General features: G+C 71.9%; 18 protein-coding genes and 1 pseudogene. 6 read left to right on the top strand and 13 right to left on the bottom strand.

Annotated features, from left to right (window positions below; genetic code table 11):
* Window positions 1-46: 46 nt before the first annotated feature.
* Window positions 47-628: a hypothetical protein gene (locus OIC96_RS03250; protein WP_330309403.1), complete on the bottom strand. Its 582-nt coding sequence runs from the start codon at window positions 626-628 to the stop codon at window positions 47-49.
* A gap of 309 nt (window positions 629-937) precedes the next feature.
* Here OIC96_RS03250 and OIC96_RS03245 point away from each other — a divergent pair, with 309 nt between their 5' ends.
* The gene (locus OIC96_RS03245) at window positions 938-1372 is read left to right on the top strand and encodes a protease inhibitor (RefSeq protein ID WP_330309404.1); all 435 of its coding nucleotides are present in this window, start codon (window positions 938-940) and stop codon (window positions 1370-1372) included.
* 607 nt (window positions 1373-1979) lie between these two features.
* Here OIC96_RS03245 and OIC96_RS03240 read toward each other — a convergent pair.
* A complete protein-coding gene (locus OIC96_RS03240; protein WP_330309405.1) occupies window positions 1980-2990 on the bottom strand; it encodes a Ppx/GppA phosphatase family protein in 1011 nt (336 codons plus the stop codon).
* Between the two features lie 98 nt (window positions 2991-3088).
* On the bottom strand, window positions 3089-3586 hold the full coding sequence (locus tag OIC96_RS03235; protein ID WP_330309406.1) for a methyltransferase family protein: 498 nt from the start codon (window positions 3584-3586) through the stop codon (window positions 3089-3091).
* Window positions 3587-3727: 141 nt separating this feature from the next.
* Between OIC96_RS03235 and OIC96_RS03230 the strand changes: the two genes are divergently transcribed.
* A complete protein-coding gene (locus OIC96_RS03230; protein ID WP_330309407.1) occupies window positions 3728-5290 on the top strand; it encodes a bifunctional phosphatase PAP2/diacylglycerol kinase family protein in 1563 nt (520 codons plus the stop codon).
* 64 nt (window positions 5291-5354) lie between these two features.
* Here OIC96_RS03230 and OIC96_RS03225 read toward each other — a convergent pair whose 3' ends face one another.
* Window positions 5355-6863, bottom strand: a complete 1509-nt coding sequence (locus OIC96_RS03225; protein WP_330309408.1) for an MFS transporter — start codon at window positions 6861-6863, stop codon at window positions 5355-5357.
* A 179-nt stretch (window positions 6864-7042) separates the two neighbouring features.
* On the opposite strand from OIC96_RS03225, the gene OIC96_RS03220 reads away from it, so the two are divergent.
* Entirely contained in the window at window positions 7043-7396 is a 354-nt protein-coding gene (locus OIC96_RS03220) for an ArsR/SmtB family transcription factor (protein WP_330309409.1), read from the top strand.
* 6 nt (window positions 7397-7402) lie between these two features.
* Window positions 7403-7939, top strand: coding sequence for an SRPBCC family protein (locus OIC96_RS03215; RefSeq protein WP_330309410.1), 537 nt, complete (start codon window positions 7403-7405; stop codon window positions 7937-7939).
* 4 nt (window positions 7940-7943) lie between these two features.
* On the opposite strand, the gene OIC96_RS03210 is transcribed toward OIC96_RS03215, so the two are convergent.
* From OIC96_RS03210 to OIC96_RS03190, 5 genes are all read right to left on the bottom strand, one after another.
* Window positions 7944-10772 carry an NHLP bacteriocin export ABC transporter permease/ATPase subunit gene (locus tag OIC96_RS03210; RefSeq protein ID WP_330309411.1) on the bottom strand — a complete coding sequence of 943 codons (2829 nt, stop codon included), beginning with the start codon at window positions 10770-10772 and terminating at the stop codon, window positions 7944-7946.
* Window position 10773: 1 nt separating this feature from the next.
* Window positions 10774-12996 carry an NHLP family bacteriocin export ABC transporter peptidase/permease/ATPase subunit gene (locus tag OIC96_RS03205; RefSeq protein ID WP_330309412.1) on the bottom strand — a complete coding sequence of 741 codons (2223 nt, stop codon included), beginning with the start codon at window positions 12994-12996 and terminating at the stop codon, window positions 10774-10776.
* Complete coding sequence (locus tag OIC96_RS03200; protein ID WP_330309413.1) at window positions 12993-13802, bottom strand: HlyD family efflux transporter periplasmic adaptor subunit; 810 nt, start codon at window positions 13800-13802, stop codon at window positions 12993-12995. Before OIC96_RS03200 ends, OIC96_RS03205 begins: the two co-directional genes overlap by 4 nt.
* Window positions 13803-13892: 90 nt before the next feature.
* A complete protein-coding gene (locus OIC96_RS03195; protein ID WP_330309414.1) occupies window positions 13893-14108 on the bottom strand; it encodes a type A2 lantipeptide in 216 nt (71 codons plus the stop codon).
* Between the two features lie 460 nt (window positions 14109-14568).
* Entirely contained in the window at window positions 14569-14982 is a 414-nt protein-coding gene (locus OIC96_RS03190; protein WP_330309415.1) for a PaaI family thioesterase, read from the bottom strand.
* A gap of 196 nt (window positions 14983-15178) precedes the next feature.
* Here OIC96_RS03190 and OIC96_RS03185 point away from each other — a divergent pair, with 196 nt between their 5' ends.
* Window positions 15179-16513 (top strand): S1 family peptidase, encoded by a 1335-nt coding sequence (locus OIC96_RS03185; RefSeq protein WP_330309416.1) that lies wholly within the window; start codon window positions 15179-15181, stop codon window positions 16511-16513.
* Window positions 16514-16675: 162 nt separating this feature from the next.
* On the opposite strand, the gene OIC96_RS03180 is transcribed toward OIC96_RS03185, so the two are convergent.
* Entirely contained in the window at window positions 16676-18835 is a 2160-nt protein-coding gene (locus OIC96_RS03180; RefSeq protein WP_330309417.1) for a SpoIIE family protein phosphatase, read from the bottom strand.
* Between the two features lie 128 nt (window positions 18836-18963).
* Here OIC96_RS03180 and OIC96_RS03175 point away from each other — a divergent pair.
* Window positions 18964-19650: pseudogene (locus OIC96_RS03175) on the top strand (LuxR C-terminal-related transcriptional regulator); the annotation flags it as partial.
* Here OIC96_RS03175 and OIC96_RS03170 read toward each other — a convergent pair.
* From OIC96_RS03170 to OIC96_RS03160, 3 genes are all read right to left on the bottom strand, one after another.
* Entirely contained in the window at window positions 19573-21537 is a 1965-nt protein-coding gene (locus OIC96_RS03170; RefSeq protein ID WP_330309418.1) for an ABC transporter ATP-binding protein, read from the bottom strand. The pseudogene OIC96_RS03175 and the gene OIC96_RS03170 overlap by 78 nt on opposite strands.
* On the bottom strand, window positions 21534-23279 hold the full coding sequence (locus tag OIC96_RS03165; protein WP_330309419.1) for an ABC transporter ATP-binding protein: 1746 nt from the start codon (window positions 23277-23279) through the stop codon (window positions 21534-21536). Before OIC96_RS03165 ends, OIC96_RS03170 begins: the two co-directional genes overlap by 4 nt.
* 103 nt (window positions 23280-23382) lie before the next feature.
* Complete coding sequence (locus OIC96_RS03160; RefSeq protein WP_264925528.1) at window positions 23383-23499, bottom strand: SapB/AmfS family lanthipeptide; 117 nt, start codon at window positions 23497-23499, stop codon at window positions 23383-23385.
* Window positions 23500-23537 lie beyond the last annotated feature (38 nt).

The raw sequence follows: 23537 nt of genomic DNA, 5'->3' as shown, positions 1-23537 counted from the left end.
CACCTCGTCTCATCGGCAGCTACTGCTGCCAGTGTGGCGCGGTCCCTCACTCCTCGTCGGCCGAGGCGTCCTGTGGTGCGGTGTCCTGTGGTGCGGTGTCCTGCGGTGCCGCGTCGGGACCCTGCGCCCGGACCCGCTGCACGTGCTCCAGCGAGTCGCGCAGCTCGGTGAGCCAGTCGTCGGTGTGGCGCTGCACGAGGCGTACGCACCAGGCGAGGGCGTCGCTGCGGCTGCGGGCGACACCGGCGGCGATGAGGGTGTCGAGGACCTGGCGTTCGGGCTGGCGCAGCCGGGTCATGACGGGTGCGGCGATGTGCGTGAACAGGGCGCGCTCGCCGCCGCACTCCACACCCCAGGAGACCTTCTTGCGGAACCGGTGCTCCGCCTCGCGCGCCACCGCGACCCGGTCCTCGCGGGTGCGCTCCCGGAATTCCTGGATACGTGACTGGACGGCCGCCTCCTTCTCGGCGTCCGAGGCACCTTCGGCGAGCCGGGGCTCGGGGATGCGGCCGATGACGGTGATCTCCTCGCGGTCGACCGTCACCTCCGCGAGGCTCTCGAAGAGATCGTCGGGCAAGCGGCCGGCGAACCAGCCGCGCAGCTTCTCGCGTTGCTCCGTTGTAATCATGTAATGACGATTACTCCATTGCTCGACGAAAGCAAGGGGGTCAGCCATGGGCTGAAGCGGAATGTTTCAGGCCTATTGCTGAGCCATGGCAATCTGGCCAGGAGGGGACTCCTGGCGATCAACAACCGCTCAGTTCCGGGGCTTGCACGTTCGAATTCTGTAACTTCACGCCACTGCTTCAACACTCAAAGTTACCGAAACGCATGGGGTCGATGTGTGTTTCCGGTGTGGACTCGGCAGACTCGCGCTCGCCGAACCGGCACACAACCGAGCCGGTATGGCATTCAATCGAGCGGAAGGATGCACACAATGCCGACCACCGCGCGCTGGGCAGCGACTCTCACCCTGACGGCGACCGCCGTCTTCGGACCCGTGGCCGGGTCCGCCCTCGCGGCCCCCGCCCTCGGCCCGTCCGGGCTCTACGCCCCCTCGGCCCTGGTGCTCACCGTGGGCCACGGCAACAGCGCGGCCACCGTCACCCCGGAACGAGCGGTCACTCTGAACTGCGCCCCGACCGCCTCCGGCACCCACCCCGCCGCCCGCCAGGCCTGCGCCGAACTCCGGGTAGCCGGCGGTGACTTCGACGCCCTGGCGGTCAGAGACGACGTCGCCTGTACGAAGCAGTTCGACCCCGTGGTCGTCACGGTCGACGGCGTCTGGCAGGGCAAGCGCGTCTCGTACGAGCGCACCTTCGCCAACGAGTGCGTGAAGAACTCCTACGGGATGACCGTCTTCACGTTCTGAGGGACCGGGATCGCGCGGTCCTCGTGAATGACGTTCGAGGTCCGTTGCTGGGGAGTGCGGGCCCCGTCGCGGGGTGCCACGCGATTTCGCACCGAGGGTCGGCCGGACAGAGTGGGGCTGTCGGCCGGCCCTCGGCATTTGTGTGTGTGCCCTGTGGGGTGGTCCGGGAAGCGTGTGTTTCAGGGCGGTTCCGGCAGCGGTGGGAAGCGGCCGAGCAGGCCCGAGGCGCGCGGCAGGCGGTGGATGCGAGGCTGGTCGGACACGACGCGGAGACGTCCGCCGGGCTCCCGCACCCGGCTCTCCGCCCGGCACGATCGCGGGACTCCGGCGGCACAGTGGCTCCACCTCGGCGGGGGAGAGGCTGTTCGATCCCGGTAGCTGCCCGGCGCGGCCGGAAACATCCATACGGCGCCGTCCTCAAGATCCAGTTCACTCGGCCAGGTGAATCAGGGTTGAGGTATCGACGTGCGAAGGCGGCCCCGCCTCAACGTGGCCTGTTCCAGCGGATGTTGTCGGTGGAAGCGCCCGGCGGCAGCCGGCCGTGACGGCGGCCGGCGGCAGGCACGGGTGCCGGCGGGGCCGGGACGGGTGCCTGCGAGGCGCCCGCTCAGCGCACCGGGGTCGCTATGCGCAGATGTGCCCCACCGGTCGGCGGCGCGGCCTCGTCGCTCTGCCGGGTGATGTCCGCCCACCACGAAGCGCCCTCCTCCATGTGCCGCAGCAGGATGCCCTCGCGGATCGCCCAGGGGCAGATGGAGACCTTCTTGAGGCCCGTCAGCTTCATCGCCGTGTGTCCCACCACCGCACCGGCCAGGCTCTGGGCGGCCCGCGGTGCGGAGATGCCCGGGAGCAGCGCGCGCTCCGCGGCCGTGAGCAGGGCGAGGCGGTCGAGTGAGTCGCGTAAGTCCGCCCGCCGCAACTCCCGTTCCGTGAAAGGGCCGTGGCGTCCGGGCGGCGCCCCGCACAGCCGGGCCAGCTGCTGGAAGGTCCGCGAGGTCGCCACGGCGGTGCGCGGTCCCTCCCAGCGGATCCGTGCGGCCACGTCCCGCAGCTGGTGGCGCACGTTGCGGCGCAGCTCCTTGACGCTGTCCGCCGACGGCGGATCCTGGCCCTCGAAGTACTCGCGGGTCAGCCGGCCCGCGCCGAGCGGCAGCGAGGCCACGAAGTCCGGCAGCCGGCCCCGCCCGAAGGCCACCTCCAGCGAGCCGCCGCCGATGTCGAGGAGCGCGAGCGGCCCCGAGCGCCAGCCCATCCAGCGGCGCGCCCCGAGGAACGTGAGCTCGGCCTCCACCTCGCCCGGCAGGGTGCACAGCCGCACGCCGGTCCCCGCGCGTACGGCCCTCAGCACCTCCTGACGGTTCGGGGCGTTGCGCACCACGGCGGTCGCGAAGGACAACGGGCCCGCCGCGCCCCATCGCTGGGCCGTAGTGCCCGCCGCGCGCACCGCCTCGATGAGTTGCTCCACGGCCTCCTCGGGAATCGGACCGCCGTGCGCCACCCGCTCGGACAGCCGCAGCCGCCACTTGGCGGTGTGCACCGGCAGCGGTACCCCGCCCTCGGCGTCCGCCACCACGAGACGCACCGTGTTCGACCCCACATCCACCACGCTCACTCGCATGCCGCTGCATGTACCCCCGGTAACCGGGTGGCACGCCCCGCGTGCACCGTTGTTGTGGGTGGTGTGGTCCCGGTGGCGTCCCTCGCGCTGCTGTCGCGTCACCCGGGGCCGCGCCAGGGGCGGAGTCCGGGCCACCAGCCCGGCACCGCTGCGCGGTAGCGCTCGTACTCGGCGCCGAATCTGCCGGTCAGTTCCGGCTCCTCGTACCAGCGCGCGAACGCCGCCATCACGAGCCCGGCGACCGCCCCGTACACCAGGAGCACCGGCCGCGCGAGCAGCAGGCCCTGCCCGGCGATCACCGCGACGACCGCCACGTACATCGGATTGCGGACATGCCGGTAGAGCCCGCCCACGACCAGGTGTTCCGTGGGCGCGACCGGCGCCGGAGTGCCGAGGCCCTCGGCGACGAACCGCGTGAAGGCGGACAGCAGCACCACCGCGCCCGCGGCCAGTGGCACCAGGCCCAGCACACGGACGGGGGGCCACCAGTGACCGGCCCGCCAGCCGGTCAGCCCCCAGGGGAGAAGGACGGCCACCGTGCCGGGGGCCAGGGCCAGGAAGAGCGAACTGCCGACCGCCGCCGCAGATCTGCGCATACGCTCACCATGGCCGCCGCGCGGCGCGGCGTAAACGTACGCGGTCCCTGGTTGGGGAAACGTGCGCCGCCCGGAGCAGACACGTCACCGGTCCGAGCCGTCCGGGATGCCGAGACGGGCGCGAGACCGCAAGGATGGACCATGGGTGTACTCGGCGAGCTGGACCAGCGGCTGTTCACACGGGTGGCCGGGGCGCGGGTGCCCGGGGCCGATCCGGCGCTGCGGCGGCTCAGCCACAGTGCCGACCACGGACGTCTGTGGCTGGGAGCGGCGGCCGGGCTCGCGCTGATCGGCGGACACACCGCCCGACGGGCGGCTCTGCGTGGGGTGGGTTCGCTGACGCTGGCCTCGCTGACCGTCAACACGGTCGTGAAGTGGAGCACCCGCCGTCCCCGCCCGCTGCTGGACTTCGTACCGCCGATCCGGCACCTGACCCGCCAGCCGCACACCACGTCCTTCCCGTCCGGGCACTCCGCGTCGGCCGCGGCTTTCGCCACCGGAGTCGCCCTGGAGTCCACGCGCTACGGCGCCCTGGTCGCGCCACTCGCCGCCGCGGTCGCCTTCTCGCGGGTCTACGTGGGAGTGCACTACCCCGGAGACGTGCTGGCCGGAGTGGCGATCGGCGCCGGGGCCGCCGCGCTCACCTGCCGCTGGTGGCCGCCGCGCGCGGCCTCCCCGGAACGGGAACGGCCCACCGCCCACGCGCCCGCGCTGCCCCGCGGCGAGCGACTGGTCGTCTTCGTCAACAGCCGGGCCGGCAGCGGCGCGCCCGCCGCGCCGCTGCCGCCCGCCGAGCGGCTGCGTGAACTGCTGCCCGGGGCCGAGCTGATCGAGCGCGGCCCTGACGACGACTTCACCGCGCTGCTCGCCGAGGCGGTCGACCGGGCCGCGGCGACGGGCGGCGCGCTGGGCGTGTGCGGAGGCGACGGCAGTGTCAACGCCGCGGCCCGCGCGGCGGCCGAACGAGGCCTCGCGCTGGCCGTGTTCCCCGGCGGCACCCTCAACCACTTCGCCCAGGACGTGGGCGTACCGGACTTCGAGGACACCGCCGTGGCCGTCGCCAAAGGGGAGGCGGTGGCTGTGGACATCGGCGTTGCGCGATCGGAGGCCGGAGAGGAGGTGCGGTTCCTCAACACCTTCAGCATCGGCCTGTACCCCGAACTCGTCCAGCTCCGCGAGCACTTGGAGGAGCGGTGGGGCAAGTGGCCGGCCGCGGCCGTCGCCCTCGTGCGGGTGCTGCGTACCGCGACCCCCGTCGAGCTGAGCGTCAACGGCCGCCCCCGCCGCCTGTGGTTGCTCTTCGCGGGCAACGGCCGGTACGTCCCCGAGGGCTTCGCCCCGGCGTTCAGGCCGCGCCTGGACGACGGACTGCTCGACGTGCGCCTGGTGGACGGAGACCACCGCCTCGCCCGCACCCGTGTCATCGCCTCCGCGCTCGTCGGGGCGCTGCACCGCTCCCGGGTCTACGGCGCCGAATACGTCCCATGGGTGCGGCTGGAGGGGCTCACCGGTATGGACAGACTCGCGTACGACGGTGAAATCGCCCCCGTGCCCGCGGAGTTGACGCTGGAGAAGGAGCACCGGACACTCGTCGTGTACCGGCCCGCGCAGCCGCAGGACGAGCTGGTCCAGCAGGCCCGTCTGGCCGCCGCGACAGCCCGTTACCGCAGACGGATGAGACGCTCCGCCACCGGAGACGGATGAGGGGCCGCCGTCTCCCTGCAGACGGCGGCCCCTCGGCCTGGTGGGTGATCGGATCAGCGACCGATCACATGTGGACGACCGGTGCGGCGGAAGCGTCGGAGGCCTGCTCCAGCTTCCCGCGGCGGTAGAGGAGGAAGCCGATCAGCGCGCCCGCCACGAAGAAGCCCGACGACCACCAGAAGGCGGTGGTGTAGCTCTCGATCGTGGACTGGGCCTGGACCAGCTTGTCGGTCGCGTCCTTGCCGGAGAGGTAGCTCGTGGCGGCGCTCGCGGCGAGGGTGTTCAGCAGCGCCGTACCGATCGAACCGCCCACCTGCTGCATGGTGTTGACGGTCGCGGAGGCGACACCGGCGTCCTCGGGGGCGATCCCGCTGGTGGCCAGCGACATCGCGGGCGGCATCACCATGCCGAGGCCCGCGCCGACCAGGAGCAGCTGCGGCAGTACCGCCGTGGAGAACGACGAGCCGACATCGATGCCGGTCAGCCACGCCATACCGACCGCGGCGATCGCGAAGCCCGCCGGGATGACGGCCTTCGGTCCGATGCGCGGCACCAGCATCGTGGTGGAGACCTGCGCCATGACCATGAGGGCGGCCATCATCGGCAGGAACGCCACACCTGTCTTGGTGGGGCTGAAGCCCAGGTTCAGTTGCAGGTAGTAGGTGAGGAAGAGGAAGACACCGAACATGCCCGCGCCGGTGATCAGGACGGTGATGAACGAGGCGGCGCGGTTGCGGTCGAGCAGGACGCGCATCGGCAGCAGCGGGTGCTTGGCGCGGGTCTGCCACCAGGCGAACGCGGTCAGCAGGATTCCGCCCGCGGTCAGGAAGCCCCAGGTGGCGGGCGAACTCCAGTCGTGGGTCTCGGCGTTGGAGAAGCCGTAGACCAGGGAGAAGAGACCGGTGGAGACCATCAGCGTGCCCGGCAGGTCCAGCTTGGAGTTCGCCGCGTCACGGTGATTGGTCAGCAGCATCCAGCCGCCGGCGAAGGCGACGATCGCGAAGACGACGTTGACGAACAGCGTCCAGCGCCAGTCGAGCGCGTCGGTCAGCACACCGCCGAGCAGCAGGCCCACCGCGCCACCGGCGCCGGCGATCGCGCCGTACACGCTGAACGCCTTGGCGCGTTCCTTGGCATCGGTGAACGTCGTGTTCAGCAGCGAGAGCGCGGCGGGTGCGAGCAGCGCGCCGAAGACACCTTGCAGTGCGCGGGCGGTGACCAGCATCCCGAAGCTGGTGGACACGCCGCCCAGCATGGAGGCCGCGGCGAATCCGGCGATACCGACGAGGAAGGCGGTCTTGCGTCCGAAGAGGTCGGCGATGCGTCCGCCGAGCAGCAGCAGGGAGGCGAAGGCCAGGGAGTACGCCGTGACGATCCACTGCCGGTTGCCGTCGGAGAAACCGAGGTCCGCCTGGGCTGACGGCAGGGCGATGTTCACGATGGTGGCGTCGAGGACCACCATCAGCTGCGCGATACCGATGATCGCGAGGATCCACCAGCGCCGCTTCGACGCGTCCGCGGGCGGTGCGTCCACGGCACCGGTGCGGGGGCCCTTGGTCAGGGTCTGAGGCATGGGAGAACCACTCCAGGGAAAGTCGCTCAGGGGTTACGTGCACGTAAACGAAACGGTTTCGTACACATCGACAGTACGAGACTAGACCCCCTTCAGCGAAACGGCAAAGTTTCGCTAAGTGAGCTGGGTCGCTTCTTCATTCCTTGACGGGCATATAACCGGTGAGGCATATTAAAACCATGCCCGATGTCTCCCTCTGGGCCGCACTCGCCGACCCCCACCGGCGCGCCATCGTCGCGCTGCTCCTGGAGCGGCCACGAGCCGTCGGTGAGATCGTCGAGGCGTGCGGTCTGAGTCAGCCGAGCACCTCGAAGCATCTGCGGGTGCTGCGCGACGCGGGATTCGTGCGGGTACGACAGGACGCGCAACGCCGCGTCTACGCGCTCGACCCGGCTCCGATCGGCGAGCTGAACGCCTGGCTGGCCCCGTACCGGAAGCTGTGGAACGAGAGCCTCGACGCCCTCGGCCGTCGCCTGGACGAGGCGGCGGGGGAGCCGTCGGACGACCACGAAGAACTCTCCCCGAAGGACTGAGCCACCATGTCCGCCGAACCCGCCGCCCTCACCGGCGCCTACGTCACCCTCGACGACGGCCGCCCCGCCGTCCGCTTCAGCCGGACCTACGACCACCCCGTGGACCGGGTCTGGCAGTTCGTGACCGACCCCGACGAGCTGGCGCACTGGTTCCCGTCCCGCGCCGAGATCGAGCTGCGGCCCGGCGGCACCATCACGTTCAGCGGTGACCCGAACATGCCGGAGTCCACCGGCCGTGTCCTCGCCGTCGACCCGCCCCGGCATCTCTCCTTCGACTGGGGCGGCGACGAGCTGCACTTCGACCTCGAGGCCCTCGACGAGAAGCGCACGCACTTCACGCTCACCGATGTCCTCGCGGCCGAGAACACCGCCGCCCGCAACGGCGCCGGCTGGGAGATGTGCCTCGCGGCCCTCGACGCCCGTGCGCGAGGGGAGGAGTCCGCAGGACCGCACGCCGGGGCCAGTACGCCGTGGAAGGAGTTCTACCGCGGCTACGTCGAGGCCGGGGTTCCCTCCGGCGCCCCGGTCCCCGGACTCGACTGAACGCCTACCGCATCTGCCGGCGCACCAGCTCGTGCAGCCGCCCGCCCGTGTCCGCCAGCAGCGCCGCGGGCGGGCCCTGCTGGGCGACCCGGCCGTCCTCCATCACGATCACGCGGTCCGCGTCCATCACCGTGGACAGACGGTGGGCGATCACGATCCGCGTGGCGTTGAGCGCCCGGGTGCTCTCGATGACCGTGCGCTGGGTCTCGTTGTCCAGGGCGCTGGTCGCCTCGTCGAAGAAGAGGATGCGAGGACGGCGGATCAGCGCCTGGGCGATCATCAGGCGCTGGCGCTGGCCGCCGGAGATCGCGCCGCTGCCGGAGACGATCGTGTGCAGCCCCATCGGCATCCGCTTGATGTCCTCGGCGAGGCCGGCCATCTCGGCCGCCGCCATCGCCTCCTCGGGCGTGTACGGCTCGGTGCCGCAGATGCAGTCCAGGATCGATCCGGTGAACGGCTGGGCGTGCTGGAGCACGACACCGCACTGACGGCGTACGGCGGACTGGTCGAGGGCCGCCAGATCCTGGCCGTCGTACAGCACACTGCCCGAGACGGGCTTGTCGAAGCCGATCAGCAGCCGCAGCAGCGTGGACTTGCCGCAGCCGCTGGGGCCGACGATCGCCACGAACTCGCCCGGCCTGATGTCGAACGACACGTCGTCGAGGACGAGCGGGCCGTCGTCGGCGTACCGGAAGGAGAGCCTTCGGGCCTCGATGCTCCCGGAGAGGAGACCTGGGCGGGTGCTCGCCGTGCGGACCTCGGGGGTCGCGTCGAGCACCGGCCTGATCTCCTCGAACATCGGCAGCGCGGCCGCCGCCGAGACGGCCGCTCCCGTGATCTGGGTGACCGAGGTCAGCAGCATCGTCACCGAGGTGTTGAAGGTGAGGAAGGCGGCGGCCGACAGCGTGCCCCGCGCCGGGCCCGCGAGCAGCATGAACATCAGCAGCGAGCACAGCGGCAGATACACCGCGCCCATCACCGTGGTGAGGTTCTTGATCCGGCCGACCTTCTGCTGGAGCTCACGACTGCGCGCGAACTCGCCGGCCCAGGCCGCGTACGCGTAGTTCTCGGCCGCCGCGACGCGCAGCTTGGGCAGACCGCGCAAGGTCTGGAACGCCTGGTTGTTCAGCTTGTTGCTGAGTACGACCAGCCGCCGCTGCCAGCGCACCTGCCACAGACCGAGCCCCAGGAACACCGCCGCGATGACGACGAGCATGCCGATCGCGGCCAGCGCCATCGGCACGCTGTACCAGAACAGCAGCCCCAGGTTCATCGCGCCGACCGTGCCCGCCTGCGCGACCGTCGGTCCGACCCCCGCGAGGAGCCGGCGGATCGCGCTGATGCCCATGGCGGCACTGGCGAGCTCACCGGTCGAGCGTGAGGTGAAGAACTTCGTGGGCAGGCGCAGCAGCCGGTCCCACACGGCCGGCTGGAGCGTGGCCTCGATGCGCCCCTCCATGCGCAGCATCGTGAGGTTCTCCAGCAGCATGAACGCCGCCGACACGACACTGGTGACCATGAGGGCCAGACAGACCTGCACGATGAGGGTGTGCTGGGCCTTCGGCACGTACTCGCCGAGCACCTTGCCGGTGGCGATCGGCACCAGTGCGCCGATCGCGACCGTGACGAGACCGCTGATCGCGAGGTTGCGCAGATCGCCGCCCGTGCCCTGGAGACAGAACCGCAGCAGCCGCAGCGGGCTCAGCTTCCGCTCGGGCAGCGGACGGTAGAACATCACGGCCCGCGGCTCGAACTCCGCCGCGTTGGCCTTCTCGACCGGCGTCTCCCGCCCGGAGGACGGCTGTACGGCCACATATCCGCCGCGCCGCCACAGCAGCGCCACCGGCGCGCCGGACACGGCCCGGTGACCGATCAGCGGACCGATGTTGTCGCGCCACCAGCGCCCGTCGAGGCGTACGGCACGGGTCCGGACGCGCGAGGCGAGCGCGATCCGCTCGACCGGGTCGAGCCGGTCGCTCTCCGTGCCGCTCTGCGCGGACTCGGCGAGGGTGATCCCGCCGGCCTGGGCCACCAGCTTGCAGGCCGCGTACGTGGCGTCCGCGTCGGCCGCGGTCGGGCGCTTCGCCGACGACTTGCCGATGGAGGCGAGCAGGGTCCGGTCGGCCTGGGCGCGGACGGCCTCGCCCGCCTTGATGCCCGCCGCCGTACGGTCCTCGTGGCGGGCCTCCAGCTGCTCGATCCAGCGGTCGAGCGTGGACAGCAGCCGGTACTGCTGGTCGACCATGCCCTGCCAGACACCGGAGTCCATCAGCAGGTCGGCCGCGGCCTCCGCGCCGTACAGCGAGCCGTACTGCACACTGCCGGGCGGCACCTGCATCCAGAAGACGTCGTCGTCCGTGAGCGCGGCAGCGTTCTCCGTGGCCATCGGCGCCTGGAAGAGGATGGAGAGGCTGCGGCCGACGCCCAGGGCGAGGGCGTACTCCAGTGGGCTCGAAGTCGGCGGGACGTACTGGGCGTTGCCGTACTCGTCGTACGACCAGGTCTGCGTGTCGACGGGCTGGTACAGCTCGCGCAGCACGATCCGGTGCACCACGCAGTCGCGCAACGGCCGCCCGACCAGCGTGTGTTGGGGGCCTGCCACCGGACCGAGCAGCAGCGAGCCCGCTTCGAGGCGGCCGAGGTGGTGCCAGTGGCCCTGCTGGACGGCGTCGACCGCGAACAGGTCCATGGCGCCCGCGGCGACCAGCCACAGCACCTGCGGACCTTCCAGGTCGAGGCGGTTGAGGCCGGAGCAGTCGATCGCCGTGCCCATGCCGCCGAGCGCGCCGAGGACGAGGTCTCCGTCGCGTACGCCCTCGTGAACCGTGGTCATCTCATCGCTCCTTGACCAGCTCGGCGTACGGGCCGCCGGCCGTCACCAGGGTGTCGTGCCGCCCGCGCTCCACGATCGTGCCGTGCTGAAGTACGACGATCTCGTCGCTGTCGCGCACGGTGCTGAGCCGGTGCGCGATCACCACGCAGGCGCAGCCGCGCTTGCGCAGGTTGTCGATGACGGTCTGCTCGGTCTCCGCGTCCAGCGCGCTGGTCACCTCGTCGAGGACCAGGATGCTGGGCCTGCGCACCAACGCCCGTGCGATCTCCAGGCGTTGCCGCTGGCCGCCGGAGAAGTTGCGGCCGTCCTGCTCGACCCGGCTGTGGATGCCGCCGGGGCGGCGCATGACGACGTCGTACAGCGCCGCGTCCTCCAGCGCCGCCACCACGGCGTCGTCCGGGATCGATGGGTCCCACAGCGCGATGTTGTCGCGGACCGTTCCCTCGAAGAGGAAGACGTCCTGGTCGACGAAGGAGACGGAGGCCGCGAGCGCGCCGCGCGGGATGTCCTCCAGACGCTGCCCGTCGATACGGATCGTGCCCTCCCAGGGTGCGTACAGCCCCGAAATGAGCCTGGAGACGGTGGACTTGCCGCTTCCGGAGCCGCCGACCAGCGCGACCTGCTGGCCGGGGCCGACCGTCAGGGAGAAGCCGGTGAGCAGCGGCTTGTCGAGCGGGCTGTAGCCGAACGTGATGTTCTCCAGCTCGACATGGCCCTGGAGGCGGCGGGTGGAGTCGCCGGTGCCGGAGCGGGCGTAGAGCGGGTCCGCCTGGAAGTTCTCGACGTCCTTGAGGCGGGCCACGTCGGCCGCGAAGTCCTGGATGCGGCCCGCGACGCCGTTGAGGCGGGTGATCGGCGCGGTGAAGCGGGTGACGAGGGCCTGGAAGGCGACCAGCAGACCGACCGAGATATGGCCCTCCACCGCCCGCAGACCGCCGATCCACAGGATCAGCGCGGAGTTGAGGGTGGCGAGCGTCGGCGCGACCACGCCCAGCCAGGCGCTCGGCACGCCGAGGCGCTGCTGTTCCTCCAGTGTGGTGGCGTGCTGCCCGGCCCACTTGCGGAAATAGCCGTCCTCGCCGCCGGTCGCCTTCATCGTCTCGATCAGCTGGAGCCCGGAATACGCCGTGTTGGTGAGCCGGGCGGTGTCCGCGCGCAGCTTCGCCGTGCGGGTCGCGCGCAGCCGGATCACCACCCGCATGGCCACCACGTTGAGCAGGGCGACGCCGATTCCCACGGCGGTGAGCTGCGGGTCGTAGGTGTAGAGCAGTACGGCGTAGAGCACCACCACGATCGCGTCCACACCGGCCGCCGCGAGGTCGCGGGCCAGGGTCTCGGCGACCGCGTCGTTCGACTGGAGCCGCTGCACCAGGTCGGCCGGGCTGCGCTGCGAGAAGAACGTGACCGGCAGTCGCAGCAGATGGCGCAGGAAGCGGGCGCTGCTGAGCGTGGAGGAGATGATGCGGCCGCGCAGCAGATTCGCCTGCTGCAGCCAGGTCAGCACCACTGTGAGCAGCACGGAGGCGCCCATCGACGCGAACAGCACACCGAGCAGCGAGGACTGACCGCCGATCAGATACTGGTCGATGTACGTCCGGCTGAGCGCGGGCAGCGCCGCACCGACCGCCACCAGCAGCAGACTCGCCAGCACGGCCGCGGGCATCGTGCCCGACGTGCCGCGCAACCGGGCCGGCATGGCGCCCAGGACGCCGGGCTTGCGGCCGCCCTTGCGGAAGTCCGGCCCCGGCTCCATGACGAGGACGACGCCGGTGAAGCTGGTGTCGAAGTCCTCCATCGGGACGAAGCGGCGGCCCTTGCCGGGGTCGTTGATGTGCACGCCGCGCCGTCCGAAGCGGCGGCCCATGCCGTCGTACACGACGTAGTGGTTGAACTCCCAGAACAGGATCGCGGGCGCCTTCACCTCGGCGAGCGCGACCGTGTCCATCTGCATGCCCTTGGCCGTCAGGCCGTAACTGCGCGCCGCCTTCAGCAGGTTGCTGGCGCGCGAGCCGTCCCGGGAGACACCGCAGGCGATGCGCAGCTCTTCGAGCGGGATGTGGCGGCCGTAGTGGCCGAGCACCATGGCGAGGGAGGCCGCGCCGCATTCGACGGCCTCCATCTGGAGCACGGTGGGGGTGCGGACGGACTTCCGGCTGCCCTTGGGGACCGTGCGCTTGGGCGCGGCGGCGCGGCGTCTGCCCCGGGTGTCTTGCGTGGTGGTCACGGCAGGAGCCAATCCATCGGGCGCTGATCGGCCAGGCGGATCGAACCCGTGGCCAGGGTCATGGAGGTGAGCGCGTACGGCGGTCCGTCCTGCGAGGACCACTTGAGGCCGCTCTTCGTGCCGGACGAACGGTCGAGACGGACCAGGACGGCCACCGGCCTGCCCTTCTTGGTGAACTGCTCGCCCAGCTGGCTGTCACCGAGGAAGGAAGCGATCTGCTGCTGGCTCTGCACCGTCAGGTCGACCGCCTTCACATGGCCGCGCAACACCCCGTACTGCTGCGTCGGCACCGACTGGACGGTGAGGTCGACGGCGGCGTTCTCGGGAATCGTGGAGGCGCTCTCGGCGGGGACGTACACGGTCGCGTACAAGGGATCGCCGGCGTGGGCGACCTTCTCCACCGCGGCGACGTTCGCGCCGGTCTGGATGATCGCGCCGATGGTGGCGGCGAGTGCCGTGATGCGACCCGCGGCGACCGTGCGGACGACGGCCGTTTCGCCCTGCGCCGTACGGACCTTCAGTACGGGGGCGTTCGCGGTGAGCCGTTCGCCCTCCTTGGCGAGGACCTCGGTGACCTGCCCGGCGACGGGGCTCTGCAACACGTAACTGCCCTCCCCGTGCGTGAGGATGGCGGGTGCGCTGACCGTGGACGCGACGGTGCCCGTCACCGCCCACACGGAGGCGGCCGCCATGACGACGACCGTCACGGACAGCACGAGCCAGCCCTGGGGGCGGGCGAAGCGCACCGGAAGGTCGAGCTCTTCGGGCGACTGCAGCTTGGCGAGGGCCTGTTGGCGGAACTGCACGGGACTTCCCTCACCTGTTCGAGAGATTTACGGCACCCGAGAGTCCCGGAACCGGGAAGCGGTTCCGGGACTCAACGGCATGAGATGCGATCAGAGACCGGCAACCAGGCCGGTGACCGGGGCGGTGTTCAGGCCGGTGACACCCTCGACGGTGCCGACGACCGTGCCCACGAGGCCGGAGACCGGGGCAACGCTGTCGACCAGGCCGGTCACGGTGCCAACGGCGTTCAGCGACAGGCCGCCGGAGACGTTGTCGAGGTCGGCGTCCGAGATCTCGGCGGTCGCAACACGGGGGGTGGAGTTCATGATGGAACTTCCCTTCCTAAAAGAAATTCATAAGGGGGAGAGCGGCCCCCCTCTGGGGACAGATGACGGCCGCCACCGCGAGCGCGCGGCACCCGTTTCGGGGAGCCTTGGTGCGACCCCCGCGGTGCAACGGATCAAAGCACGCCCGGACGGCGTGCATCCAATCAACCAGGGCTCTCACCTGGGCACTTGAGTGCTCCGGCCGGTCAACCGTGATGACGTGCACACGTCTCGACGGCGAGTTCTTCACATGCTGCACGGCGTCGTTTCGTGCGGGCTCTTGCCGCCCGGGGATCGAATGGGACAGTCCCGTCCCAATGGCGCGGAGGGGGGCGCGCGACTGTGCAGATCCCTCGCACACGGTGACTTGGTTGAGTATTCGATGTGCAGATTCGCTGAAGCCGGGATTCCGTTCTCGGTCGAAGACGGACCGTTACCGATCAGTAGCGGTCTGTGCCGCTCAGTCCAGGAGTGCGTACACCGTGCTCGCCCGCGCCGCGATCCCGTCCGCCCCCTCCGCGGTCATCGTGATGTCCGCGAAAGCCATACGGCGGCCCAACTTGGTGAGGACCGCCTCGATCAGCACGTCCGCGTCCGTCACCGCCCGCTGAAAGCTGGTGGACTGCTGAACCGTGGTCATGGGCACGAAGGCGCCGCGCGCCGCCGACACCGCGATCACGGTCGCCGTGTCCGCGGCGGCCATCAGGGCCTGGCCCGACAGGGAGCCGCCCTCCCGGGAGAGCCGCGTCGACCAGGGCAGTCGCAGGACCGCGCGGTCCTCGCCCAACTCCTCCACGGACAGACCCAGGTCGAGCACCCAGGGGGCGAAGTGGTCGGCGAGGATCTTGTCGGCTTCGGTGAGGTTCAGTGTCATACGGGGCATTGTTCCCCGTCTGCTTGGCCCAAGGGCCCGATTGCCTCGTAATCCACGCCTTTGGCCTGCGTAACTCCTGCCTTTCTTAAAGGGAGTTGAACAACCCACGTGGCTCACGCGTACCAACAAGCATCCAGGCGCCCCCCAAGTCAGCTGCCGGACGGCGGCATCGACCCCGTCCCCAGGAGGTCAGAAGTTGAGTCACAAGCGGATACCCAAGCGCAAGGCCGCCCTCGCGGCAGGAAGCGTGGCGGCGCTCGGAGCGGCGGCACTTCTGCTGCCCAATGCCAACGCGTCCCAGACGAACTCGGAGGACGCCACCCCGAAGACGTTCAAGGCGACCGATGTCGCTGACGTCGCCTCGCAGCTCGCCTCCCAGTTGGGTGACGCCTTCGCCGGTTCGTACTACGACGCGTCGAAGCAGCAGCTCGTCATCAACGTCGTCGGCGACAACAGCAACGTCGTCAACCAGATCGAGAAGGCCGGCGCCGTCGCGAACGAGGTGCAGAACAGCACCTCCACGCTCCAGGCCGCCGCCAAGACGCTGAAGACGGACGCGACGGTCCCGGGCACGGCATGGTCCGTCGACCCGAAGACCAACGAGATCCGCGTGACCGCCGACTCCACCGTCACGGGCACCAAGTGGGACACGGTGGAGTCGACCGTCAAGAGCCTCGGCTCGGACGTGGCGACCCTCAAGAAGTCCGCGGGCACCTTCAAGACGTTCGTCGACGGCGGCGACGCCATCTTCGGCGGCGGCGCCCGCTGCTCCCTCGGCTTCAACGTCACCGCCGGCGACGGCAGCCCCGCGTTCCTCACCGCGGGCCACTGCGGTGTCGCGGCGGCCCAGTGGTCGGACGCGCAGGACGGCGCCCCGATCGCCACCGTCGACCAGGCCACCTTCCCCGGCAACGGCGACTTCGCCCTCGTCAAGTACGACGACCCGAACACGCAGACGAACAGCGTGGTCAACGTCGGCAACGGCCAGACCGTCACGATCAACCAGGCCGCCGACGCCGCCGTGGGCCAGCAGGTCTTCCGTATGGGCAGCACCACCGGTCTGAACGACGGCAACGTCACCGGCCTCGACGCCACCGTGAACTACCCGGAAGGCACGGTCACCGGCCTCATCCAGACCGACGTCTGCGCCGAACCGGGCGACAGCGGCGGCTCCTTGTTCACCCAGGACGGCAGCGCGATCGGCCTGACCTCCGGCGGCAGCGGCGACTGCACCGTCGGCGGCGAGACGTTCTTCCAGCCCGTCACGACCGCGCTGCAGGCGGTCGGCGCGACGCTCGGCGCGGGCGACGCCGGCGCCGGTGGCGCGGTCGACCCGAGCGCGAGTGCCGGCGACGCGGCGGGCGCCGGTGACGCGGCGGGCGCCGGTGACGCCGGTGGAGCGGTGGACCCGAGCGCCAGTGCCAGTGACGCGGCGGGCGCCGGTGACCAGACAGGCGGGGCCGACCAGACGGGCGACCAGTCCGCCACCGGCATGGACGACGGCTCGGGCCTGGTGTCCTCCAACCCCTGACGCCGGTGACGAAGAGCCACTGACCCGGCCGCGGAACAGCCGTCCCGGCCGGACGTGGAAGGGTCCGGCCCTCCGGCGGGAGGGCCGGATCACCCGGCGTACACGGGGCCGGCTCCACCGGCCGGCTGCGCGGACAGGGTCCTCGTGGCCACGCGCCCGGGCTCAGTCCTGAGCCCGCGCCCGCAGCAGGAGCAGTGCGACATCGTCGAGCCGCTCCCGCGTCGCCTTCTCGCCGCCCTTCACGAGGCTGTCGGCGAGCGCGTCCAGGGGCTGGTCGCCGCTCTCGGCGAGCCGTCGGCCGAGGTCGGCCAAGGCGTCCTCGATGTCGACACCGGGGGACTCGATCAGACCGTCGGTGTAGAGGGCGAGCATGGACCCGGGGGCGAACGGCACCTCGGTCGTCGGATACGTGGCCGACGCGTCGATCCCGAGCAGTGGCCCACCGGCCAGGTCGAGCACCCGGACCTTGCCGTCCGGCCGCAGCAGCAGGGGCGGCGGGTGGCCCGCGCGCGCCATCACGGCCACCTCCCGTGCCGGGTCGAGGCGCATGTACAGACAGCTCGCGAAGAGGTCGGTGCCCAGGTCGATCAGCAGCCGGTTGGTGCTCCGCATGACCTCCTCCGGCGTCTGCCCGACCGTCGTGTACGCCCGCACGGCGGTGCGGAGCTGCCCCATCAGCCCCGCCGCCGTCACGTTGTGCCCCTGCACATCGCCGATCACCGCCGAAGCCAGGCCGTGCGAGGGCACCAGGTCGTAGAAGTCCCCGCCGATGTCCATGCCCTGAGTGGCCGGCAGATAGCGTGCGGCGGCCTCGATCAAGGGCAGCGGCGGCAGCGAGTGGGGCAGCAGCGCGGCCTGCAGACCGTGCGCCAGCTGGAACTTGGCGTCATAGAGGAGAGCACGCTCCAGCGCCTGCGCGATCAGACCGCTCAGACTCGTCAGTACGGCACGCTCGTCCGCCGGGAAGGGACGCGGCTGCTCGTACGCGAGGACACAGGTGCCCACCGGACGCCCGGACGCGATGAGCGGCAGATACGCCCACGCGGCCATGCCGTCCGGTGTCGCGTCCCGCGACGGGTAGAGGCGCTCCAACTGCTCACGCGAGTCGAAGAAGGCGGGAACCCCGGAGGTCAGCGCATGGGTCCCCGGGGTCTGTTCGCTGAGCGGCAGCCCGTCGAAGCGCTCCACGACCTGCGCGTCCCGATACCCCCGATGCCCGAGCACATGCAGGCGCCCGGCCCGCGTGCCGAGGACGACCAGGGCCTGGCTGCCGACAGCGGGCGCGATCTCGTCCGCGACCAGCTGCACCACGTCCTGCACGCCCGCCGCCTCCGTGAGGGCGCTCGCCAGACTCAGCACATGGGAGATGGTCACCAGGCTCCGGGTGCCGTCGCCCTGCTGTGGTCCGGCACGGGTCATCTCGGCCACCGCCCGGGCCCGTGAGATGCGCACACTCAGCCCGTTCGTACTGGGATACATGCGAAACGACAGCCAGTCACCGGGCGGCCGCAGCGCCACGAACGACGTGACGTGCTGGCTCAGCAGCGCGGCACGGTAGCGGTCTTCGTAGACGGGGTCGTTGAGCCAGGGCACGGACGCCCACAGCTGGGCGCCCAGCAGCCCGCTGACCGGGATGCCGAGCAGCTCGGCCGTCGCCGGGTTGGCATAGCTGACCCGGCCGTGCAGATCCAGCGCGCACAGTCCGTAGGGCAGCCGGGACACCATCCGCGAGGCCTCCATCGTGCCGAGCGCGCCGGTCATGGTCGTCGCCGCGGCGGACGGTGCCAGCAGGTCCGGCTCGGGGTGGACCGGACGCCGCTCCTCGGCGGCCCGCTCCAGGCGCAGCGCGAGCCGCTCGCAGGCGGCGGTGAGGTGGTCGCGTTCCCGGTCGGACAGCTCCGGCGGATGCGAACCGGGCCAGGTGACATAGACGGCGCCGTACGCCTTGTGCGCGGTCGCCACGGGGAGCGCGGCCAGTGCGAAGGAATAGGGGAGCACCACGGCGATCCGCGGATAGCGCAGGGCCATCTCCTCCTCGCCGCTGACCCAGACCAGCCGGCGCTCCCGTACCGCCTCGGCGACCGGGATGGGCGCGCTCAGCCCCACCCGCTCCCAGGGCGCGGCGAAGGCCCTGGGCAGCCCCGCCATCACCGCCATCTCCAGCACCGGCTCGCGGGGCGCCAGCAGATACACCGCGCCGGAGTGGGCATGCACGTCGTCCAGCATCGCGGCGAGCGACAGCGACAGCAGCGGCCGTCCGACCGGCACCGCGGTGGCCGCCGGCGCCTGCTCGGACCCCTGCCAGCCGGACACGCCGACCACCTCCTCGCAGGGCCGTGCGACAGCTTCCAGGGATCAAGGCTCCCTCTTGGCGGCTCTTCCCGCACGGCGAGCGGTGCGGGAAGGCCGTTCCGGTGGGGGTGCCGCTTCTACCCCGGTGGCGTGCAGGCATGCCCCTAGGGTCGAAGCGCGACGCGGCGCACAGGCGCTCCCCGTGCGCCCCCGCGCACCCTGTTGGCCGGTTCTTCGCGCCCATGAACGGTCGCAGGCGCCAACAATGGGCACGCGCTCAGGACGAGGGCGCCGCCGAACGGGGACCTGGAGGAGCCGACGTGATCCGTGTACTACTCGTGCACGACGCGTGCCTGGTGCGACTGGTGCTGGCGGAGTGGCTGCGCCGCGAGCCGGACCTCGGGGTGTACGACACCCCGTGGCGCAGCGCACCGGGCCGCGTCCGGTCGTTACGGCCGGACGTGTGCGCGGCGGACCTGGAGTGCACCGACTCCTACGGCATTCCGCCGCTCGCCGACCTGTGCGGCCGCGGCGCCGGCCCCCGGCCGCCACGGCTTCTCGTGCTTGCCAGTGCGAACAGGCCCGGATTGCTGAGGCGGGCCGCGGAAGCCGGCGCGCTCGGCTACGTCGACAAGGAGGGCTCGCCGGAGCGGCTGGTGTTCGGGATCCGCCGGGTCGCCGAGGGGGAACGTTTCGTCGACGACTCGCTCGGCTTCGGTTTCCTCAAGGCCGCCGAGATGCCGCTGACCCGGCGCGAGCTGAGCGTGTTAACCCTCGCCGCCGAGGGCGCCTCCGTCGCGGAGATCGCCGGCAGTCTCCATCTGTCCCACGGGACCGTGCGCAACTACATGGCGGCCATCACGCGGAAGACCGGTGCCCGCAACCGCATCGACGCCATCCGGATCTCGCAGGGGGAGGGGTGGCTCTGAGCCCGCCCGCGACCAGGTGCCGACCAGGTCCCGGTAGAGCGAGGACCGCTCCAGCAAGGCCTCGTGATCCCCGAGGTCGACACGCTGTCCGTCCATCACCAGCACCTTCGCGGCACGCCGTGCCGAGCTGATCCGATGGGCGACGACGACCAGCGTGCCGCCGGGGCGCGCGGCGAAGGCGCGCTCCGCGCGTGCCTCCGCCGCGGGATCCAGGTGACAGGTCGCCTCGTCGAGCAGCACGAGCGGCGCATACGAGAGATACGCCCTGGTCAGCGCGATCAGTTGGCGCTCACCGGCGGACAACGCCCCCGGATCCACCTCGGCCGTCGGACCGCCGAGCCTCCCCATCAGCCCGGCGAGCCCGACCGCCTCCGTCGCCGCCAGCAGCTCCGCCTCCGGCACGGGATCCGGCCGCGACTGGCCCAGGTTCTCGGCGAGCGTCCCCGTGAAGACGTACGCCTCCTGCGGGATGAGGACCCGGTGCGCGGCGGCCCCGCTCCCGGGCACCTGGTGTCCGCACACCCGGATCGTGCCGTGCCCCGGCTCCAGGAGCCCCGCGACGAGTCCCGCGAGCGTCGACTTGCCGATCCCGCTCGGACCGACGACGGCCAGGTGGGTGCCTTGGGGGAGCAGGAGGTCCAGGTTGTCGATGACCGGGGCACTGGCGGGGCCGTAGGCGAAGGTGACGGCGCTGAGGGACAGGGCGGGGCGCGCGCCGGGCGGCGGGGAGGCGGCGGCTTCGGGTGCAGGGGCGGCCGGCGGCGCCTCCGGCCGCTGTACGGCGGCGGGGTCCATTTTCTCCCCGAGAGGGGCCGGGGAGATCGGGCGCGGGACGGCCGCGAGGCGCGGCGTCGTCTTCGGGTCCTGCGCGTCGGCGGGGTCCGCCGGATCCGGAGCGAGTCGGCGCAGCACCACCGCGAGGCGGGAGCCGCTGGTGCCCAGGCCGTGGACCAGGTTCTGGAGGGCCGGGAGGAGGGACTGGGTGACGTAGGCGAGGGCGCCGACCAGCGCTCCCGCGCTCACGCCGTGGTCCAGGAGCCAGGGAGCCGTGGCGAGCAGGAGGACGAGGGGGAGCTGCCCGCCGACGGCGAGGGACGCCACCCGCAGAATCCCCCAGCGGGCCAGGGACCGCGCCGCGCCCAGCTCGGCATCGATGCGCACGCCCGCGGCGGCGGCGACCCGCGGTTCCGCGCCCCCCGCCGTGATGTCCCGCAACCCCGGGCAGACGGTGCCCAGTCGGTCCGCGAGGGCCTCGTCCGCGACGAGGAACACCTCCTGTCTGCGGGCCAGCGGCCGCAGTGTCGCGGCGAAGAGGGCCACCCCGGCCGCGAGCGGCGGCGCGACCACGACCAGGAGCAGCGGGTCGAGCGAGAACAACCCGATCAGGGCGCCCGCGGCGGTGAACAGGAACGAGCGCGACACCATCACCACGCCGGCGAAGGTGTCCCGGGCGATCTCCACCTGCTGGGTGAGCCCGGACAACGCGGCGCTGTCCCCCTCCCGCACCCCGCGGGCGACCACGCGCTGCACCAGAGCGTCCCGCAACGGCTCCACGAGCGCGGCGACGGCCCCGTACACCCGCCCCGTCCCGAACGCCCCGACGCACACCGCGAGCGCGCCCGTACCCAGCCAGCCGAGCCCGGCGCCCGTCCGCCCGGCCAGGAACCCGTCGTCCAGGGCCCGCGCCAGGGCGTACCCCATGAGGAAGGTCTGCCCCGTCTCCAGCACCGACCAGGCGATCAGTCGTACGACCACGCGCCACCGGTCGCGCAGGAACCGCAGCCCTTGCCGGTACACCGTCATGAGCCGCCTCCGAGCCCGCGCGCGTCGCCCGCCCCGAACACGCCCCGGTAGCCGGCCAGTTGCCACAGCTCGGCATGCGAGCCCCGCGCCCGCACCCGCCCGTCGTCCAGCCATACCACCGCGTCCGCCCGCGCCGCCGTGGACACCCGGTGGGCGACGATCAGCCGGCTGCTGTTGGTGGCGCTGCGGAAGAGCGCTTCGCTGATGTGGTGTTCGGTGACCGTGTCGAGGCTCGACAGGGCGTCGTCGAGGATGAGCAGCCGGCCGTCGTGGGCGAACGCCCGGGCGAGACCGAGGCGTTGGGCCTCACCGCCGGAGAGGGGAGCCTCGGCGACGGGGGTGGCGTATCCCCGGGGCAGCCGGCGGACGAAGGTGTCGGCGTGGGCCGTGCGGGCGGCTTCCGTGATGCGGTCGGGGTCCGGGGCGGCGACACCGAAGCCGATGGTGTCCTCGATGGTGTCGCCGAGCAGAGCGGGCCGTTCGAAGGCGTACCCGACCGCACGGCGCAGCTCGCTCCGGTCCAGCTCGCGCAGGGGTGTCCCTTCGAGCAGGACATCGCCGTCGTCCGGGTCCGCCAGGCGGCCCGCGAGCGCCGCGAGCAGCGACTTCCCGGACCCCGAGCGCCCGACCACGGCGAGCGTGGTGCCGCCCGGCACGACCAGGTCGACTCCGTCGAGCACGGTGCGCCCACCCCGCCGCACGGTCACCCCACGCAGCTCCAACCGCCCCTGCCCGTACGGCAGTCGGCGTGTTCCGTACGCGGTCGGCGGTTCGCCCAGCACCTCACCGAGCCGCCGGGCCGCCGCCCGCGCCCGGACCAGCCCCGACAGCCGGCCGACCAGGACACCCACGCCGGTCGCGAGCACCGCGTACCGGGACGCCGCGAGCAACTCGCCGACGGTCAGCCGGTGGTGGACGAGCAGGACGCCCGACACGGCCAGCACCCCGATCTGCAGAAGCGGCGCCACGGCGACCGCCTGCGCGGCGGCACGCCCCTGGACCCGCCACATCCGGTGGCCCGCGCGGGAGAGTTCGGGCAACGGGCGCAGGATCCGCGCCGCCTCCCTGTCGGCGGTCCCGCCGGCCGCGATCGTACGGAACCCGCCGATCGCCTCCGCCAGACCGCTCGCGATCTGGCCCTGCACCTCCTGGTACCGCGCCACGCACTGGGACGAGTCGCGGGCGAGGGCCCGCAGCAGCAGGGTGAGCAGCGGCGCGCCGCCGAGGAACACGGCCGCCAGCCATGGATCGACGAGCCAGAGCGCCACCATCGCGCCGACCGGTGCGGCGAACGCGGCGAGCAGCGCGGCGACGCCGGCGGGCGCGGTTCCGGCCTGCGCGGCGTTGCCGACCAGCCGGGCCACGAGCTCGCCCGGCCCGAACCGGCGAACGGCCCGCGGCCCGACGGCCAGCACATGCCCCACCAGCCGGTCGCGCAGCCACGCGGTGGTCCGGGCGTCCGTGGTGGCGCCGAGAACGGTCTCGCACGCGTCGAGCACGGCGAGCAGCAGCACCAGACCGGTGCAGCCCAGCACCCAGCGCGTGGCCCGTGCCCCACCGGGATCCGTCAGCAGCAGGTCGAGGGCGCGGCCCAGCGCGGCCGGCAGCAGCAGGTTCGCTCCCGTCGCGGCCGTGGCCGCCGCGCCGAGGGCCAGGCAGCGCAGGCCGCTGTGGCGGACGGCCGCGCGCAGGAGCGGCACGGAGGTGTCGGCGGGCGGGGGGCTTTCGGCGGGTGTCGTCATGCGGTGCAGGTCTCGCATCCCGGGTGCCTCGCGCCGGACGGACCCCGGGCGGCCCCTCCCGTGAAGGGAGGGAACCGCCCGGAGCCGTACCCGCGCCGTGCTGTCAGAGACAGAGCAGAACGCTCGCGGCGGAGACGCAGGAGAGCAGGCTCAGGGTGCTCGCGCCGCCGCCGCCCGTCAGCTCGTCGGACTCCATCGTCTGCAGGTCGAGAAGTGCCATCTCGTGTCCTTTCCCTTGATTGGGGACGGGGGGTTGCG

This window comes from Streptomyces sp. NBC_00775, from assembly GCF_036347135.1.
Lineage (GTDB): Bacteria > Actinomycetota > Actinomycetes > Streptomycetales > Streptomycetaceae > Streptomyces > Streptomyces lutosisoli.
This window is presented reverse-complemented; position numbering and strand designations above follow the sequence as displayed.

What these genes read in the sequence shown, in the direction of transcription:
- OIC96_RS03225 (WP_330309408.1), bottom strand. Translation starts at nt 6,863, where the DNA reads ATGCCTCAGACCCTGACCAAGGGCCCCCGCACCGGTGCCGTGGACGCA.
- OIC96_RS03240 (WP_330309405.1), bottom strand. Translation starts at nt 2,990, where the DNA reads ATGCGAGTGAGCGTGGTGGATGTGGGGTCGAACACGGTGCGTCTCGTG.
- OIC96_RS03230 (WP_330309407.1), top strand. Translation starts at nt 3,728, where the DNA reads ATGGGTGTACTCGGCGAGCTGGACCAGCGGCTGTTCACACGGGTGGCC.
- OIC96_RS03250 (WP_330309403.1), bottom strand. Translation starts at nt 628, where the DNA reads ATGATTACAACGGAGCAACGCGAGAAGCTGCGCGGCTGGTTCGCCGGC.
- OIC96_RS03215 (WP_330309410.1), top strand. Translation starts at nt 7,403, where the DNA reads ATGTCCGCCGAACCCGCCGCCCTCACCGGCGCCTACGTCACCCTCGAC.
- OIC96_RS03220 (WP_330309409.1), top strand. Translation starts at nt 7,043, where the DNA reads ATGCCCGATGTCTCCCTCTGGGCCGCACTCGCCGACCCCCACCGGCGC.
- OIC96_RS03195 (WP_330309414.1), bottom strand. Translation starts at nt 14,108, where the DNA reads ATGAACTCCACCCCCCGTGTTGCGACCGCCGAGATCTCGGACGCCGAC.
- OIC96_RS03210 (WP_330309411.1), bottom strand. Translation starts at nt 10,772, where the DNA reads ATGACCACGGTTCACGAGGGCGTACGCGACGGAGACCTCGTCCTCGGC.
- OIC96_RS03190 (WP_330309415.1), bottom strand. Translation starts at nt 14,982, where the DNA reads ATGACACTGAACCTCACCGAAGCCGACAAGATCCTCGCCGACCACTTC.
- OIC96_RS03235 (WP_330309406.1), bottom strand. Translation starts at nt 3,586, where the DNA reads ATGCGCAGATCTGCGGCGGCGGTCGGCAGTTCGCTCTTCCTGGCCCTG.
- OIC96_RS03160 (WP_264925528.1), bottom strand. Translation starts at nt 23,499, where the DNA reads ATGGCACTTCTCGACCTGCAGACGATGGAGTCCGACGAGCTGACGGGC.
- OIC96_RS03245 (WP_330309404.1), top strand. Translation starts at nt 938, where the DNA reads ATGCCGACCACCGCGCGCTGGGCAGCGACTCTCACCCTGACGGCGACC.
- OIC96_RS03170 (WP_330309418.1), bottom strand. Translation starts at nt 21,537, where the DNA reads ATGACGGTGTACCGGCAAGGGCTGCGGTTCCTGCGCGACCGGTGGCGC.
- OIC96_RS03165 (WP_330309419.1), bottom strand. Translation starts at nt 23,279, where the DNA reads ATGACGACACCCGCCGAAAGCCCCCCGCCCGCCGACACCTCCGTGCCG.